The sequence below is a fragment of the Leucobacter sp. NPDC015123 genome (assembly GCF_043080205.1).
GTDB lineage: Bacteria > Actinomycetota > Actinomycetes > Actinomycetales > Microbacteriaceae > Leucobacter > Leucobacter aridicollis_A.
This window is the reverse complement of record NZ_JBIBVH010000003.1, coordinates 101,279-117,156: the sequence shown is the minus strand read 5'-3', so window position 1 is coordinate 117,156 and position 15,878 is coordinate 101,279. Positions and strand designations below refer to the sequence as shown.

11 protein-coding genes are annotated in these 15,878 nt (G+C 64.5%); 6 read left to right on the top strand and 5 right to left on the bottom strand.

Annotated features, from left to right (window positions below):
* Window positions 1-15 precede the first annotated feature (15 nt).
* Window positions 16-2,601 (bottom strand): valine--tRNA ligase, encoded by a 2,586-nt coding sequence (gene valS / locus ACF07D_RS07195; protein WP_391504425.1) that lies wholly within the window; start codon window positions 2,599-2,601, stop codon window positions 16-18.
* A 188-nt stretch (window positions 2,602-2,789) separates the two neighbouring features.
* Here valS and ACF07D_RS07190 point away from each other — a divergent pair, with 188 nt between their 5' ends.
* Both ACF07D_RS07190 and ACF07D_RS07185 read left to right on the top strand, forming a co-directional pair.
* Window positions 2,790-3,263, top strand: a complete 474-nt coding sequence (locus ACF07D_RS07190; RefSeq protein ID WP_119283795.1) for a MarR family winged helix-turn-helix transcriptional regulator — start codon at window positions 2,790-2,792, stop codon at window positions 3,261-3,263.
* Window positions 3,264-3,357: 94 nt separating this feature from the next.
* Complete coding sequence (locus tag ACF07D_RS07185; RefSeq protein WP_391504424.1) at window positions 3,358-4,344, top strand: diaminopimelate dehydrogenase; 987 nt, start codon at window positions 3,358-3,360, stop codon at window positions 4,342-4,344.
* Between the two features lie 74 nt (window positions 4,345-4,418).
* On the opposite strand, the gene ACF07D_RS07180 is transcribed toward ACF07D_RS07185, so the two are convergent.
* Genes ACF07D_RS07180 through ACF07D_RS07170 form a run of 3 tightly spaced genes read right to left on the bottom strand, consistent with a single transcriptional unit; the run spans window position 4,419 to window position 7,681 of the window.
* Window positions 4,419-5,330, bottom strand: a complete 912-nt coding sequence (locus tag ACF07D_RS07180) for a glycine betaine ABC transporter substrate-binding protein (protein ID WP_391504423.1) — start codon at window positions 5,328-5,330, stop codon at window positions 4,419-4,421.
* A 54-nt stretch (window positions 5,331-5,384) separates the two neighbouring features.
* The gene (locus tag ACF07D_RS07175; RefSeq protein ID WP_391504422.1) at window positions 5,385-6,329 is read right to left on the bottom strand and encodes an ABC transporter permease; all 945 of its coding nucleotides are present in this window, start codon (window positions 6,327-6,329) and stop codon (window positions 5,385-5,387) included.
* Window positions 6,326-7,681, bottom strand: coding sequence for a glycine betaine/L-proline ABC transporter ATP-binding protein (locus tag ACF07D_RS07170; RefSeq protein ID WP_119283792.1), 1,356 nt, complete (start codon window positions 7,679-7,681; stop codon window positions 6,326-6,328). The genes ACF07D_RS07175 and ACF07D_RS07170 overlap by 4 nt, the downstream gene beginning before the upstream one ends.
* A 494-nt stretch (window positions 7,682-8,175) precedes the next feature.
* On the opposite strand from ACF07D_RS07170, the gene ileS reads away from it, so the two are divergent.
* The 4 genes from ileS to ndk all read left to right on the top strand — a co-directional run bounded on the left by ileS (window position 8,176) and on the right by ndk (window position 13,851).
* Window positions 8,176-11,553, top strand: a complete 3,378-nt coding sequence (ileS, locus tag ACF07D_RS07165; RefSeq protein ID WP_391504421.1) for an isoleucine--tRNA ligase — start codon at window positions 8,176-8,178, stop codon at window positions 11,551-11,553.
* Window positions 11,550-12,893, top strand: a complete 1,344-nt coding sequence (locus tag ACF07D_RS07160) for a bifunctional folylpolyglutamate synthase/dihydrofolate synthase (protein ID WP_391504420.1) — start codon at window positions 11,550-11,552, stop codon at window positions 12,891-12,893. Before ileS ends, ACF07D_RS07160 begins: the two co-directional genes overlap by 4 nt.
* Window positions 12,890-13,363: a DUF4233 domain-containing protein gene (locus ACF07D_RS07155; protein ID WP_255809691.1), complete on the top strand. Its 474-nt coding sequence runs from the start codon at window positions 12,890-12,892 to the stop codon at window positions 13,361-13,363. The genes ACF07D_RS07160 and ACF07D_RS07155 overlap by 4 nt, the downstream gene beginning before the upstream one ends.
* 71 nt (window positions 13,364-13,434) lie before the next feature.
* The gene (ndk, locus tag ACF07D_RS07150; RefSeq protein ID WP_119283788.1) at window positions 13,435-13,851 is read left to right on the top strand and encodes a nucleoside-diphosphate kinase; all 417 of its coding nucleotides are present in this window, start codon (window positions 13,435-13,437) and stop codon (window positions 13,849-13,851) included.
* 145 nt (window positions 13,852-13,996) lie between these two features.
* Here the strand turns inward: ndk and ilvD are convergent, their stop codons facing one another.
* Window positions 13,997-15,856 carry a dihydroxy-acid dehydratase gene (gene ilvD / locus ACF07D_RS07145; RefSeq protein ID WP_119283787.1) on the bottom strand — a complete coding sequence of 620 codons (1,860 nt, stop codon included), beginning with the start codon at window positions 15,854-15,856 and terminating at the stop codon, window positions 13,997-13,999.
* Between the last annotated feature and the right edge of the window lie 22 nt (window positions 15,857-15,878).

Here is a 15,878-nt window from a genome sequence, read left to right as displayed (position 1 = left end):
TGGTGTGAGTCGGCGTTACTCTGCGGACTCGACGGTGATCTCGGCCACCTGTGCCTCAGCGACATCGGCAGCCTCAATGCGGAGCTCGGCGATCCGCCCTACGTCCGCGAGATCGCTTGCGGCGAGCTCAAGTCGCGCGGCGTCGGCTGCTGGCGCGTGAATCACTGCGAGAGTGACAGCGGTGCGCTGCGACACCTTTGCGTCTGTCTTCGCTCCGCGGACACCGATGAGCGCACCGCCAACGAGAGCCAAGAGCCCCGCGTCCGCATCGGCTCCGATGAACTCGTCGAGCTCCGCTGCGAGGGGCCAGTTCGCGGTGTGGACCGAGCCCTGCTCAAACCACGACCACACCTCCTCGGTCGCGTAGGGAAGGAACGGCGCGAGCAGACGCACGTACACCGACAGTGCCGCGCGCAGGGTGGTTACTGCTGAGGCCTGCGCCTGGCCGGTGCCACCGTGTGCGCGTTCTTTGACGAGTTCGAGGTAGTCGTCACAGAAGGTCCAGAACGATGACTCGGTGAGCTCGAGCGCACGGGCGTGATCGTAAGATTCGAACGCGCGAGTCGCATCTGCGATGACGCTGGCGAGGCCAGCGAGCATCGACCTGTCGAGCGGCTCCGACACAGTGCCAGCCGAGCTCGCGTCGAACGACAGCGTGAACTTTGCGGCGTTCAGCAGCTTGATTGCGAGCCTGCGGCCGATCTTGATCTGCGTCGGGTTCTGCGGGTCGAATGATGCATCGGTGCCGAGCTTCGCCGAGGCTGCCCAGTAGCGGACGGCATCTGAACCGTGCTGGTCGAGCATGCCTGCCGGAGTGACGACGTTGCCCTTCGACTTCGACATCTTCTTGCGGTCGGGATCGAGGATCCAGCCCGAGATGCCCGCGTGACGCCAGGGAAGAGTGCCGGACTCGAGCTCGGAACGCAGCAACGTCGAGAACAGCCAGGTGCGGATGATGTCTTGGCCCTGCGGGCGAAGGTCAAACGGGTAGACCAGGTCGTAGAGTTCCTCGTCGCGCTCCCAGCCGCCCGCGAGCTGCGGCGTGAGCGACGAGGTGGCCCAGGTGTCCATAACGTCGACCTCACCTTGGAAGCCGCCTGGAACACCACGCTGCTCGGCGGTGTAGCCTGCCGGAACATCGCTCGAGGGGTCAACGGGTAGTGTGTCCGCTGCCGGCACGATCGGCTCGTCGAAGACTGGGTTGCCGTCCGCGTCCAGCGGGTACCAGACGGGGATCGGCACGCCGAAGAACCGCTGGCGTGAAATCAGCCAGTCGCCGGAGAGCCCCTCGACCCAGTTCTCGTAGCGCACACGCATGAAGTCGGGGTGCCACTCGAGTTCCTTGCCGTGCGCGAGCAGCCGCTCGCGCAGCGCCTCGTCGCGGGCGCCGTTCTTGATGTACCACTGACGGGTCGACACGATCTCGAGAGGCTTATCGCCCTTCTCAAAGAACTTCACGGGGTGCGTGATCTTGCGAATCTCGCCGGTGAGCTCACCTGATGCCTGTAGCAGTTCAACCATGGTCTGCTTCGCGCTGAACACAGTCTTGCCTGCGATCTGGGCGTACGCCTCGCGGCCTGACTCTGAGGTGATCGCCGCCGGCGCCTCGCTGATGACGCGGCCGTCGAAACCGAGGATCGCGCGGTTCGGAAGGTCGAGCTCTCGCCACCAGATCACGTCGGTGACGTCGCCGAAGGTGCAGATCATCGCAATGCCGGTGCCCTTGTCCTGCTTCGCGAGGTGGTGGGCGACGATCGGCACCTCAACGTCAAAGATCGGCGTGCGAACCGTCGTACCGAAGAGCGGCTTGAAGCGCTCGTCGTCAGGGTGGGCGACGAGCGCGACGCAGGCCGCGAGCAGCTCGGGGCGCGTCGTGTCAATAAGAATGTCGCCGGATCCGTCCGACTTGTGGAATGCGAGCGTGTGGTACGCACTCGGCTGCTCACGATCCTCAAGCTCGGCCTGGGCTACGGCGGTGCGGAAGGTGATATCCCACAGCGTCGGAGCCTGCGCTTGGTACGCCTCACCGCGCTCAATGTTGCGCAGGAATGCGAGCTGGGAAGCGCGGAGCGAGTCGGCGCCAATCGTGCGATAGGTCTGCTTCCAATCGACTGACAGGCCAAGAGTGCGCCACAGCGCCTCGAACTGCTTTTCATCCTCGATCGTGAGTCGCTCGCAGAGCTCGATGAAGTTACGGCGTGAGATCGGCTGCTGATCGGCAGCCTTGATGCTCTTGCCGTCGCCGCCATCATGCGGCGGCACGAAGTCCTCGACATAGGGCAGCGAGGGATCGCAGCGCACGCCGTAGTAGTTCTGCACGCGACGCTCGGTGGGCAGGCCGTTGTCGTCCCAGCCCATCGGGTAGAAGACGCGCTTGCCATTCATGCGCTTGTAGCGCGCGACCGTGTCAGTGTGTGTGTACGAGAACACGTGCCCGACGTGCAGCGAGCCCGACGCGGTCGGCGGGGGAGTGTCGATGCTGTAGACATCACCGCGGGCAGCGCCTTCGCGATCGAAAGCGTAGGTGCCGGATTCTTCCCAAATCGCCCCCCACTTTGCTTCGAGTCCCTCGAGTGCCGGCTTGTCAGGGATCGCGCTCATGTACCTGGGCTCCGTTTTCTCGACAGATCGCGCGACGTAAGCGCGCGTGTCGGGTTCGATGTGGACGGCACCGCGTAAGCGAGCTGATCTCTGATCGACTCTGGTGCCTGAAGGGGTTTCGCCCAAGTCTATCGTCGTCCTGCACAAGAAAGTAGTTGTGTTGTGCGCAACCTATATAGACTGTGTGCATGCGAGAGATCGAACGGCAGATGCTGGGCGCACTCGCGACGGTTGCCCGCCAGTGGGGCGCAGTGCCCTCAGACGGCCAGGTAGCCGAGCGTGTCGGCCTGGACATAGAAGATAGTGAAATTCGGGTGATTTACATTCTTGGCGCCCGTACAACCGAGTTGCGCCCTGCAGACGTCGCGGAGATGCTCGGCGTCACACGCCCGACCCTGTCAAAGTCGTTGACGCGACTGCGAAACGCGCAACTCATCGAGAGTACGGTAACCGAGCAAGATCGCCGATCGGTGTACATCACGCTGACGGACCAGGGGCGAGACGCGTATGAACGGCTCGTTGACGTGGGTGTTCGCCTGATTCACGATGCGAAGGTCGACATGACTGGTGAGGAGCTGCGCATAGTCGGCGGCTTTCTCGAAAGGTTCGTTCAGGGCCTTGGTGGGCCAGCCCCGATAGTCCTTCCGCCTGTAGCGCGATAGTCGTCATCGTTGTAACACTGCTCCAGAGAGCGGCTGCAGCCCTCTACGATAATGAGGTCGCGGTATCCATCTCCCGCGGCAGGAGGAAGAGACTATGACAGAGCGCATTCGCGTCGGCATTGTTGGCTACGGCAACCTTGGCCGCGGCGTAGAGACCTCAATCGGCCTGAACCCCGACCTTGATCTTGTCGGAGTCTTCAGCCGTCGCGATCCCGTCACAGTGAAAACAGTTGGCGCAAGCACCCAGGTATTCGCGATCGATTCACTCGCGGACTTCGCAGACAAGATCGACGTGCTCATCCTCTGCGGTGGCTCAAAGAGCGATCTCCCTGAGCAGACCCCTGAGCTCGCTTCGTCGTTCACCGTCGTCGACAGCTTCGACACGCACGCGAAGGTGCCCGAGCACTTCGCGGCAGTGGATGCCGCAGCTTCGAACGCCGGCACAGTCGCGGTGATCTCCACGGGCTGGGATCCGGGCTTGTTCTCGCTCAACCGCCTGTTCGGAGAGGCGATCCTGCCCCAGGGCAAGACGTACACGTTCTGGGGCCGCGGCCTCAGCCAAGGGCACTCTGATGCGCTCCGCCGCATTCCAGGTGTTGCGGGAGCCGTGCAGTACACGCTGCCATCTGAGAGCGCGATCGAGCGGGTGAGGGCGGGGGAGAACCCCGAGCTGACAACGCGCGAGCAGCACGACCGCGAATGCTTCGTTGTGCTGGAGGACGGCGCAGACGCAGAGTCGATCCGAGAGACGATCGTCACGATGCCCGACTACTTTGAGCCCTACGATACGACGGTGCACTTCATCACCGCCGATGAGCTCGCCCGAGACCACGCCGGCATGCCTCACGGCGGATTCGTGATCCGCTCTGGGGAGACGTCGCAGGGCGTCAACCAGACGGTCGAGTACCGCCTCGCGCTCGATTCAAACCCCGAGTTCACGTCGAGCGTGCTCGTTGCATATGCCCGTGCGGCCGCTCGACTCGCCGCGACCGGGGCGACCGGCGCGTTCACACCATTTGATATCGCGCCTGGCCTCCTCTCACCGAAGTCGCCTGCGCAGCTCCGCGCCGAGCTGCTCTAGCTCGAATAAGCATGACGGCGGGCTGCGTCGAACCTTTCGGTTTGACGCAGCCCGCCGTCATGCGACGCCTCGCGCTAAGCGATGATGCCTGGGTAGGCGTCAGCGTTGTCCTTCAGCCACTCCTGGACGGCGCCCTCGGGGTCGCCCTTGAACTCGTCACCGGTGATCAGACTCTCGAGCGCGCCGTACGCGTCGTCGTCGAGCTTGATGCCTTCGATATAGTCGGCCGCTTCCGGGAACTCCTCGGCAAAGCCGAGCTTGCCGAGGAAGTGCAGTCCCTCGGTACCCCCCATCGCGCCCTTAGGGTCGGCGAGATCCTTCACGGGGAACGCCGCGTTCGCCCAGAATGGGCGCCAGAGGGTCACGACAACATCTTCCTCGGCGTCGATCTTTGACTGGAGCGTCGCAAGCATCGCGCCCGTCGAGGACGTGACAAGTTCGTACTCGCTGTCGAGCCCATACTCGGGCATCATGACGTCCTGTGTCTGCGCGGTGAGGCCGGCGCCCGGCTCGATGCCAATAATCTCACCGCCGAACCTGTCGGCCTTGCCCTTGAGATCTTCGATCGAGTTGATGTCGTCCATGTACTCAGGAACGGCGATCGTGAGAGAGGCTCCCTCGTAGTAGGAGCCGAGATCCTCAATCTTGTCGCCGTAGGTATCCATGTACTGCGAGTGGGTCGCCTCCGACCAAGCGGACGGGTACATGTCGAAGTCGCCGTTCGCAAGCCCTGCGTAGATGACCGCGGCGTCGGTGAGCTCTTCCATCTCCACGGTGTAGCCGAGCTTGCCAAGCTGGTCCTCAAGAAGGTAAGCAGTGCTCATGCCGTCAGTCCAACCCGGCATGAAGCTCAGGGTGATCGTGCCCTTCGAGCCACCATCCCCCGTGCCACCTTCGGTATCTCCCGCGCCGTTCGAGCAGCTGGCGAGCGCGATGCTCCCTGCTGCAGCGAGTGCAATGGTTGTCAGTAGGTGACGCTTCTTCATAGTTTCCTTTCGTCCGCACACACGTGCGGGGTTGGGGTGTGGGTCAGTGAGGTCTTAGTGAGCGGCGACTCGTGAGGCGGCTGGAGCCGCCTCACGTTGCGCCGTGCGCGTCGCACTGTGCTTGAGGCTTCGTCTGCGAGTGAGGGAGCTGCGGAGGGACCGGGTGTACTCGCCCGGGGTCCCGAGGGCAGCCGTGAGCCTGTCGAGGAAGACGGCGAGGATCACGACAGCGAGTCCCGCCTCGACTCCCTTCGCGATGTTCAGGGTTGCGAGCGCCGAGACGACCTCCTTGCCAAGCCCATTCGCACCTGCCATGCCGGCGATGACGGCCATCGAGAGCGCAAGCATAATCACCTGGTTGATACCGGCGAGGATCGTCGGCATTGCGAGCGGCAGCTGAATACCGCGCAGAATTTTGCCTGGCGTTGAGCCGAACGCATGGCCGGCTTCGACTGTCTCAGCATCGACGCCACGAATGCCAAGCTCGGTGAATCTCACCCCGGGCGGAAGCGCGAACAGCACGGTCGCGAATACACCGGGGACGAACCCGACCGCGAAGAACGTCACGGCTGGGATGAGGTATACAAGCGACGGCATGGTCTGCATGAAGTCGAGAATCGGCCGGATGACCGCGCTAAAGCCGTCGGATTTCGCGGCGAGGATACCGAGTGGCACGCCGATGATCACCGCAATGAGCGTCGCGATCACCACCAGGGCGAGCGTGAACATCGCGTTCTCCCACTGCGACATGCCGATGATCAGTGTGAGCGTGACGAGCGTTCCGGCTCCGAACTGCCAGGAGCGGATGATCCACCCCAGCAGCGCGAGCAGGATGATGAGCGCGGGGGCGGGGACAGCGAGAAGGCCGTCTGCGACGCCCTGCACGAGCGTCTTCACCACGAGGGAGATGAGGTCGAGCGCGCCATCAAAGCTCGACTTGATCCAGTCAAACGCGGCCGCGACCCAACTACCGATCGGAATACGGAAGAAGTCGTTCACAGTGCGCTCCCTTCGGCAGAGGCGAGCTCTTCGGGCGCTGTCGTACCTTCGTCAGTCGCCTCGAGTGTCGCTGTGATGATCGCCCGCGGCACGTCCGGGGTGGGCTCGATGACTGGAATCTCAGTCGTCATCGTCGGCAGGCTCGTGAGTGACGCGAGCAGTGTCACACGCGGGACGACGCCGATGAGGCGATCCTGATCGTCGACGACAGCCACTGGCAGCGGGCTCTCCACTGCAAGCTCGAAGAGCTCGGCGATCAGTTGGTCGGGGGAGACGATCGACGGCGTCGGCTTCAGCGCGTCGCCGATGTTGGTGCCGCCGTCTCGGACGAGGCGGAGCATGTCCTTGTCGCGGACAACGCCGATGAGTTTGCGGCCCGCAGACGTCACGAAGCAAGCAGACGTCTGCAGGTCGCGCATGGCCTTCAGGGCCGCGCGCGGCCCGGCCGACGCCGGGACCACCGCGCGCGGCGGCTCCATGACGTCGCCGGCCGTCAGAACCCGCGCGCGGTCGACGTCCTGAACGAACTGGGCCACGTAGTCGTTTGCGGGGTCGGTCAGGATGTCGTTGGGCGTGCCAAGCTGCACGATGCGCCCGTCGCGCATCACCGCGATCCTGTCGCCAAGGAACATCGCCTCATTGAGGTCGTGGGTGATGAACACGATCGTCATGCCAAGTTCCTGCTGAAGCTCGACGAGCAGTTCCTGCATCTCCCGCCGAATGAGCGGGTCCAGCGCAGAGAACGCCTCGTCCATGAGCAGGATCCGGGTGCCAGCAGCGAACGCGCGGGCGAGCCCAACGCGCTGCTGCATGCCACCTGAGAGCTCGGACGGCAGCGCGTCAGCCCAGCCGTCAAGTCCGACGCGGCTGAGCCACTCGCGCGCTCGCTCGCTGCGCTCGTCAACCGGCACTCCCTGAATCTCGAGGCCGTAGGCGGCGTTCTCAAGCACCGTGCGGTGTGGGAAAAGCGCGAAGTGTTGGAACACCATCGACATCTGCTCGCGCCGCACCTTGCGCAGGTCTGCGGCCCCCATGCCAACGATCTCGCTACCGAAAACGCTGATCGAGCCGTCTGTTGTGTCGCCAAGCCCATTAAGCAGGCGAATGAGTGTCGATTTCCCGGAGCCCGAGAGCCCCATAACGACGAAGATCTCGCCGACGCGAACGTCAAAGCTTGCGTCAATTACTGCCGCGGTGCCAAACGGCTTCACGTCCTCGCGGCTCGCGCCGGCACGGAGCCGCTTTGCGGCCTCCTTTGCTCGCCGGCCAAAGACTTTGTATGCGTGGTCAACCGAAATGGCGATTTCGTCGACCTCCGAGTTGACTTTCGCGTCAACATTTTGGTGAGACATTTTCCTCCTGTGCGGTGATTCCGCGGATTTTCGGCGCTCCAAATGCCGCTTCGGTGAAGCGGCGGTTGAACCGAGAACCCTCCTTCGACGCTATCCCGGTTCGACCATCGAGCGTTAACACCTGATTCACAGATAACTCCTCGAATACTGCTGGGATCAGGCATAACTTCAATTTACGGTTGTTACCCATTCGTTACCCAAAGGCGGGGAAATCAGGTTCATACTGTTCCGCTGTCCGCGCACATGGCAATATCCAGGCCGCGAGAGGCGGGGATTCTCGGGTAGAGTGGAGGCATCGACTGCGAACCGGCAATCACCGGGGAGTCTCTGGAAGAACAGCCACCCACGGGCGGCCCAGTAGAACCAGACGGGTGGCCCGTTACAGCTCAATGAAGTGGCGCTCCACGAGCGCAAGCCGGGTGGTACCGCGGGATACGAATCGATTCGTACACTCGCCCCAGCGTGAGAATCGCGTGACGAGAAGGTACCCACCCATGAGCTATCCCAAGCAAACGACCGGCGAGACCGCAGCCGCAGGCGCCTCGTTCGGCGTGAATCCATCTCCGCGACTTCCCGAGGTTGAGCAGCGCGTGCTTTCCTACTGGGACGCGGACGATACCTTCCGCGCCTCGATTGCCCAGCGCGAAGGCTGCGACGAGTGGGTCTTCAACGACGGCCCCCCGTTCGCCAACGGCCTGCCCCACTACGGGCACCTCCTGACGGGCTACGCGAAGGACGTCTTCCCGCGCTTCCAGACGATGCGCGGCAAGAAGGTCGAGCGGCGCTTCGGCTGGGACACTCACGGACTGCCGGCCGAGCTTGAGGCGATGAAGCAGCTCGGCATCACCGAGAAGAGCGAGATCGAGGAGATGGGCGTCGCCGCCTTCAACGCGAAGGCCCGCGAGTCCGTCCTCCAGTACACCAAGGAGTGGGAGGAGTACGTCACCCGCCAGGCGCGCTGGGTCGACTTCGAAAACGACTACAAGACGCTGAACGTCTCTTTCATGGAGAGCGTCATCTGGGCGTTCAAGCAGCTGTACGACAAGGGCCTCGCCTACGAAGGCCAGCGCATTCTGCCGTACTGCTGGCGCGACGAGACGCCGCTCTCGAACCATGAGCTGCGGATGGACGACGACGTGTACCAGGAGCGTCAGGATCCCTCGGTGACTGTCACCTTCCCGTTCCGTGGCGACCGCGCTGCCGAGCTCGGCCTCACGGGAGTGCGCGCCCTCGCTTGGACGACGACGCCGTGGACGCTGCCGACGAACGCCGCGCTCGCTGTCGGCCCCGACATCGCCTACGTCGTCGTGCCCGCCGGTCCCGCCGGTGGCTCGGACGGCGCGGCCGCAGGCGAGGCGAGCTACCTCGTCGCGCAGGATCTCGCTGGGAACTACGCGTCGGACCTCGGCTACGAGTCGGCCGATGAGGTTCGCGACGCCGTCACGCGCACGCTGCAGGGTGTCGATCTGCTCAACGTGGAGTATGCACCGCTCTTCGACTACTTCGCCGACACCGAGATCTGGGGCACCGAAAAGTACTGGCGGGTGCTCGTTGACGGCTACGTCACAGTCACTGACGGTACCGGTATCGTCCACCAGTCGCCAGCGTACGGCGAGGATGACCACCGCCTCACTACCGCCGCGGGTATGCCGACAATCGTGAGCCTTGACGAGGGCGGCCGATTCATCGGCGCTGTCACCGACGTTGCCGGCGAGCTCTGGATGGACGCGAACCGCCCGCTTATCCGCATGCTGAAGGCCTCGGGGCGCCTGCTGCGCGAGCAGAGCTACCTGCACTCGTACCCGCACTGCTGGCGCTGCCGCAACCCGCTGATCTACCGCGCGGTCTCGAGCTGGTTCGTGCGCGTCACGGACATCAAGGACCGCATGCTCGAGGTGAACGAGGAGATCGAGTGGGTCCCCGCGAACGTCAAGCACGGCCAGTTCGGCAAGTGGCTTGAGGGCGCGCGCGACTGGTCGATCAGCCGCAACCGGTACTGGGGCAGCCCGATCCCCGTATGGAAGAGCGACAACCCCGAGTTTCCGCGCGAAGACGTCTACGGGTCTGTGGCAGAGCTCGAGGCCGACTTCGGCGAGCTCCCGCGCAACGAGGCAGGCGAGATCGACCTGCACCGCCCGTACATCGATTCGCTCACCCGGCCGAACCCGGACGACCCGAGCGGCAAGTCGACGATGCGCCGCATCGAGGACGTGCTCGACGTCTGGTTCGATTCGGGCTCGATGCCGTTCGCGCAGGCGCACTACCCGTTCGAGAACGTTGAGTGGTTCGAGAAGAGCCAGCCCGCCGACTTCATCGTCGAGTACATCGGTCAGACCCGCGGCTGGTTCTACGTCCAGCACGTGCTCGCGACGGCCCTCTTCGACCGCCCGGCGTTCAAGAGCGTCATCAGCCACGGCATCGTGCTCGGCTCTGACGGCAACAAGATGTCGAAGAGCCTGCAGAACTACCCGGACGTGAACGAGGTCTTCGATCGCGACGGCTCCGACGCGATGCGCTGGTTCCTCATGGCCTCGCCGGTCGTGCGCGGCGGCAACCTCATCGTGACTGAGGAGGGCATCCGCGAGGGCGTGCGCCAGTTTATCCTGCCTCTCTGGAACAGCTGGTACTTCTTCAGCCTGTACGCGAACGCTGATGGCGTCGAGGCAGAGCGCCGCGTCGACTCGACCGACCCGCTTGACCGGTACATCCTCGCGAAGACTGGCACGCTCATCCGCGAGGTGCAGGCGCATCTCGATGGGCTCGACACGACCTCCGCGGCAGAGACACTCCGCGCGTTCGCAGAGGTCTTGACCAACTGGTACGTGCGCCGCTCGCGCGACAGGTTCTGGGAGGGCACTACCGGCGCGAACGGCAAGCCCGCAAACATGCAGGCGTTCGACACGCTCTTCACCGTGCTCGAGACGCTCGCGCGCGTCTCCGCGCCGATGGCCCCCCTCGTCACCGAAGAAGTTTGGCGCGGCCTCACCGGCGGGCGCTCGGTGCACCTCACCGACTGGCCCGACGCCTCCGAGTTCCCGGTCGACGACGAGCTCGTCGCGGCGATGGACGAGGTTCGCCAGATCACGTCGCAGGCACTCGCCCTCCGCAAGGCGCACAAGCTCCGCGTCCGTCTGCCGCTCGCAGAGCTCACCGTCGTGACCTCGCGACCGGCCGCGCTCGAGCCCTTCGCCGACATCCTTCGCGATGAGCTCAACGTCAAGCAGGTGCGGCTTGTGCAAGAGACCGAGTCGAGCGTGGCCGAGAACGGCATCGTGCAGACCCTTGCCGTCAACGCGCGCGCCGCGGGCCCCCGCCTCGGCAAGCAGGTACAGGTCGCGATCAAGGGCGCGAAGGCGGGTGACTGGAGCGAGGAGAACGGCGTCGTCGTCGCCGGCGGCATCGCCCTCGAACCGCACGAGTACGAGCTCACGCTGCAGGCGGGCTCGGGCGCCGATGACGGCGGCCCGGCCATCACGCTCATTCAGGGCGGCGGGTTCGCGATCCTCGAGACGACGACCACGCCGGAGCTCGAGGCCGAGGGCATCGCGCGCGACGCGATCCGAGCGATCCAGGAGGCGCGCAAGGCCGCTGGGCTCGACGTGAGCGACCGCATCGTGCTTGCGCTGAACGCCGAACCCGCGCACGCGGCCGCGCTGCAGACGCATGCGGCGCTCATCGCGGCGGAAACGCTCGCCGAGGGCATCGCGGTGCAGGAAGCGATCGGGATCGACGCGATCGTCGACGACATCCAGTCTCCCGGCGGTGGCGTGTTCGTCACGGGCGCGAAGGCACTTGGCGTCGAGAAAGCCCCGGTCATAATCACGATTGACGTCACCGGGCTCGACGCACCAGGGGAGGAGAACGCACGATGAGCGGCACTTCAGCTCGGGTATACGAAGAGCTACTCACGCGCGTGGGCGAAGCGAACCCCCGCCCACGCATTGAGCCCGTGCGCAGGCTCGCAGAGCTCGCTGGCTCGCCACAGCTCTCCTATCCGGTGATTCAGATCGCCGGTACGAACGGCAAGACGTCAACGAGCCGAGCGATCGAGTCACTGCTGCGAGCTCACGGGCTCCGGACCGGGCTATTCACAAGCCCCCACCTAGTCGACTTCAGTGAGCGTTTCCAGGTCGATGGCCAGCCGATTGCCGAGGCTGCGCTCGCCGATGCCTGGGACGAGCTTCGACTGCCGCTCGAACTCGTCGATGCGGAGCTCGCCGAAGCGGGCCATGGGCGTATTACGTTCTTCGAGGCACTTGCGGTGCTCGCATTTGTCGCGTTTGCAGACGCGCCTGTCGAAGTTGCCGTGATCGAGGTCGGCATGGGTGGCGAGTGGGATGCGACGAACATCGCCGACGCGCAGGTCGCTGTTTTCACTCCGATCGGTCTCGACCACACCGAGCACCTCGGGCCGGACACGCAGGCGATTGCGCACACAAAGTCGCTCATCATGAAGCCGGGCAGCACCGCGGTGTCTGCCGAGCAGGACGTCGACGCGCTCGGCGAGCTCGCCGACACAGCAGCGAACCTCGGCATTCGGCTCTATGCGCAGGGCCGGGATTTCAGGCTCGTCGAGGATCGCCTTGCAGTCGGGGGTCGTCAGGTCGACGTCGTCGGGATCACTGGGCATGCCTACGACCCAGCATTCGTCCCACTCTACGGTCAGCACCAAGCCGAGAACGCCACACTGGCAATTGCGGCCGTGGAGGCGTTCTTCGGCGGCGAGCGGCCGATCCCTGAAGAGGTCCTCGACGAGGGTTTCGGGCAGCTCACATCGCCCGGCAGGCTGCAGCTTATCGGCACTGATCCGATCGTCTACATCGACGCAGCCCACAATCCTCATGGCGCAGAGGCACTCGTGCGCGCCGTCACCGAGTCATTCTCATTCGACGAACTCGCGATCGTCACGGGTGTGCTTGAGGAGAAGGACGCGCATGGGCTGCTGCAAGCGCTCGCGCCGATCGCGAGCCAAGTGTTTGTGACCGCTGTCGACTCGCCGAGGTCTCTCCCCGTTGACGAGCTCGCCTCGATCGCGGAGTCGGCGATCCCAGACACTCCTGTCGAGGAGCTCGCATCGCTCCCACTCGCGCTCGAGCGCGCGCGCAGCTGGGCGGGGGAGTCCAACACCCGCGCTGTGCTCGTCGTCGGCTCCGTGCTGCTGGCGGGCGAGGCTCTCACCCACTCACGCACAGAGAAATGGGGAACCGCATGACTTCCGCGCCCGACACACCCGCCGCTGGATCCGACGACGACGAGCTCGTCCTCTCACCGTCAGAAGCAGCAGCCCATAATTCGGCGATGCGCATCTCCGGCGCAACAACCGGCGAACGGTCCACGCGCAAGGCGCTTGCCTCGATCGTGCTCGGGTTCGAGCTCATCATCGTTGTGCTGATTGGGTTGACGATCTTCGGGCTCGGAATCACTGATCCTCGGTGGCTCGGCCTCGTGATCGGGGGCGTGCTCGCGCTCCTGTGTATCGTCTCGCTTGCGACGATCCGGTTCGGAGAGGTTGGCATCCGTCTGGGCTGGGTCACGCACGCCCTTATGCTCGCCACGGCGGTGATCCTGCCGGCTGCACTCTTCGTCGGGGGCATCTTCACCGCGCTGTGGGTCTACTGCATCGTGCGCGGCGGGAAGATCGACGCGCAAAACGCGGCGCTACGCGCTGAGCAGGGGGAGTAACCGGGGCGACCCGTCAGCTCACCTCTCACTAGACTGAATATCGCAGAACACACAACTCGAACAGGAGCTTCATGTCCACCGAGCAAACACTCATCCTCGTCAAGCCTGACGGAGTCGCCCGCGGGCTGACAGGCGAGATCCTGCGCCGCATCGAGGCGAAGGGCTACACCATCAGTGGCCTGCGTATGCTAACACCGAGCCGCGAGCTGCTTGCTGCACACTACGAAGAGCACGAGGGCAAGCCGTTCTACGAGCCGCTTATCGAGTTCATGAGCTCCGGGCCCGTCGTTGCGGTGCGCGCAGAGGGCGAGCGCGTCATTGAGGGGTTCCGCTCGATCGCTGGCGCGACGGACCCCACCGTCGCCGCCCCGGGCACCATCCGCGGCGATCTCGGTCGCGACTGGGGCCTCGCAGTTCAGCAGAATCTCGTGCACGGCTCGGATTCGACTCTCTCGGCTGAGCGCGAGCTCGGCCTCTGGTTCGCCTAAGCACGCCGCTGCTCCCGAGCCTGCCAGCCAGCCTTGGGAGCAGCCTGCCTCGAAAACGCATTATCCCTCCGAGACCGCCCGTTCCTAACCGTTGTTAGGGCGTGGTCTCGGAGGGATAATGCGTTTTGGGTGCCGGCGGCCGCGCCTAGAACGCCTCGGGGATGACCCGCACGGCGCCCTTGTCGGCCGACTGCGCGAACGCTGCGTACGCTCGCAGCGCGTCCGAGACGTGGCGGACCCGATTCTTAGGACGATAGCCGCCACTTGCTTCGAGTGCAGCTCGGCGGCGCTCAAGCTCGGCCTCCGGGACGTCAAGCGTGAGCGCCCGCGTCGGGATGTCAATCGAGATCGTATCGCCGTCCTCAACGAGGGCGATGATGCCACCACTCGCCGCCTCGGGGGAGATGTGCCCAATCGAGAGACCTGACGTGCCACCCGAGAAGCGGCCGTCAGTGATCAGCGCGCACTTCTTACCGAGTCCACGACCCTTCAGGAACGATGTCGGGTAGAGCATCTCCTGCATGCCGGGTCCGCCCTTCGGCCCCTCGTACCGGATCACAACGACGTCGCCCTCGTTCACCTGCTTGTTGAGGATCTTCTCGACAGCCTCGTCCTGAGACTCGCAGACCACCGCGGGGCCCGAGAACGTCCAGATCGACTCGTCGACGCCCGCGGTCTTCACAACCGCACCGTCCACGGCGATGTTGCCGCGGAGGACGGCGAGGCCCCCGTCCTTGGAGTACGCGTGTTCGACAGAGTGAATGCAGCCGTTCTCCTGGTCGAGGTCGAGGTCGCGCCACCGCTCGGACTGCGAGAAAGCTGTCGACGAGCGCACCCCGCCAGGGGCGGCGTGCCACAGCTCAAACGCCTCGTCTGACGCCTTTCCGCCGCGTACGTCCCACTCGTCGAGCCAGTCTCCAAGGTTCTTCGAGTGCACTGTGTGCACTGTGTCGTCGAGTAGACCGCCGCGGCGCAGCTCGCCGAGGAGCGCCGGAATGCCGCCTGCCCGATGCACGTCCTCCATGTAATACGTCTTCCCGTTTGCAACATTGGGCGCGACCTTCGCGAGGCAGGGCACCCGACGCGACACGGCGTCGATCTCGTCGAGCCCGAAGTCCACCCCGGCCTCGTGGGCCGCAGCAAGGAGGTGGAGGATCGTGTTCGTCGAGCCGCCCATCGCAATGTCGAGGGCCATCGCATTGCCGAACGCCTCGGGCGTCGCGATGCTACGGGGGAGCACACTGTAGTCGTCGTCATCGTAGTGGCGCCTCGTGATGTCCACGATCGTTCTGCCTGCATTCTCATAGAGTGCCTTGCGCGCTGTGTGAGTCGCGAGCGTCGAACCGTTGCCAGGCAGCGACAACCCGATCGCCTCGGTGAGACAGTTCATCGAGTTCGCAGTGAACATGCCCGAGCATGATCCACATGTCGGGCAGGCGGACTCCTCGATCTTCAGCATGTCCTCGTCCGAGATGCTGTCGTTGACCGCGTCTGAGATCGCGTCGACGAGGTCAAGCGTGCGCACCATTCCGTTCGCGAGCACGGCCCGGCCGGACTCCATCGGCCCACCCGACACGAACACTGTCGGAATGTTGAGGCGCAAGGCTGCGAGCAGCATTCCCGGGGTGATCTTGTCGCAGTTTGAGATGCAGATGAGCGCATCGGCGCAGTGCGCCTCAACCATGTACTCGACCGAGTCTGCGATGAGGTCTCGGGACGGCAGCGAGTACAGCATGCCTCCGTGACCCATCGCGATCCCGTCGTCGACCGCAATCGTGTTGAACTCGCGCGGGATACCGCCAGCCTCAATGATCGCGTCGGAGACGATGCGCCCGACCGGGGCAAGATGCGTGTGGCCCGGCACGAACTCTGTGAAGGAGTTCGCGACGGCGATGATCGGCTTGCGGCCAAGATCGGCGCCGTTGACTCCGGCTGCACGCAGCAACGCGCGAGCGCCGGCCATGTTGCGGCCATGGGTGACTGTGAATGAGCGATACGTGGGCATTGTTCCAGTAGGCCACGAGGCT

Bases quoted from the DNA above. Each gene is read 5' to 3' on its own strand.
- ACF07D_RS07185 (WP_391504424.1), top strand. From the start codon at position 3,358: ATGACAGAGCGCATTCGCGTCGGCATTGTTGGCTACGGCAACCTTGGC.
- ACF07D_RS07180 (WP_391504423.1), bottom strand. From the start codon at position 5,330: ATGAAGAAGCGTCACCTACTGACAACCATTGCACTCGCTGCAGCAGGG.
- ileS (WP_391504421.1), top strand. From the start codon at position 8,176: ATGAGCTATCCCAAGCAAACGACCGGCGAGACCGCAGCCGCAGGCGCC.
- ACF07D_RS07170 (WP_119283792.1), bottom strand. From the start codon at position 7,681: ATGTCTCACCAAAATGTTGACGCGAAAGTCAACTCGGAGGTCGACGAA.
- ndk (WP_119283788.1), top strand. From the start codon at position 13,435: ATGTCCACCGAGCAAACACTCATCCTCGTCAAGCCTGACGGAGTCGCC.
- ACF07D_RS07160 (WP_391504420.1), top strand. From the start codon at position 11,550: ATGAGCGGCACTTCAGCTCGGGTATACGAAGAGCTACTCACGCGCGTG.
- valS (WP_391504425.1), bottom strand. From the start codon at position 2,601: ATGAGCGCGATCCCTGACAAGCCGGCACTCGAGGGACTCGAAGCAAAG.
- ACF07D_RS07155 (WP_255809691.1), top strand. From the start codon at position 12,890: ATGACTTCCGCGCCCGACACACCCGCCGCTGGATCCGACGACGACGAG.
- ilvD (WP_119283787.1), bottom strand. From the start codon at position 15,856: ATGCCCACGTATCGCTCATTCACAGTCACCCATGGCCGCAACATGGCC.
- ACF07D_RS07190 (WP_119283795.1), top strand. From the start codon at position 2,790: ATGCGAGAGATCGAACGGCAGATGCTGGGCGCACTCGCGACGGTTGCC.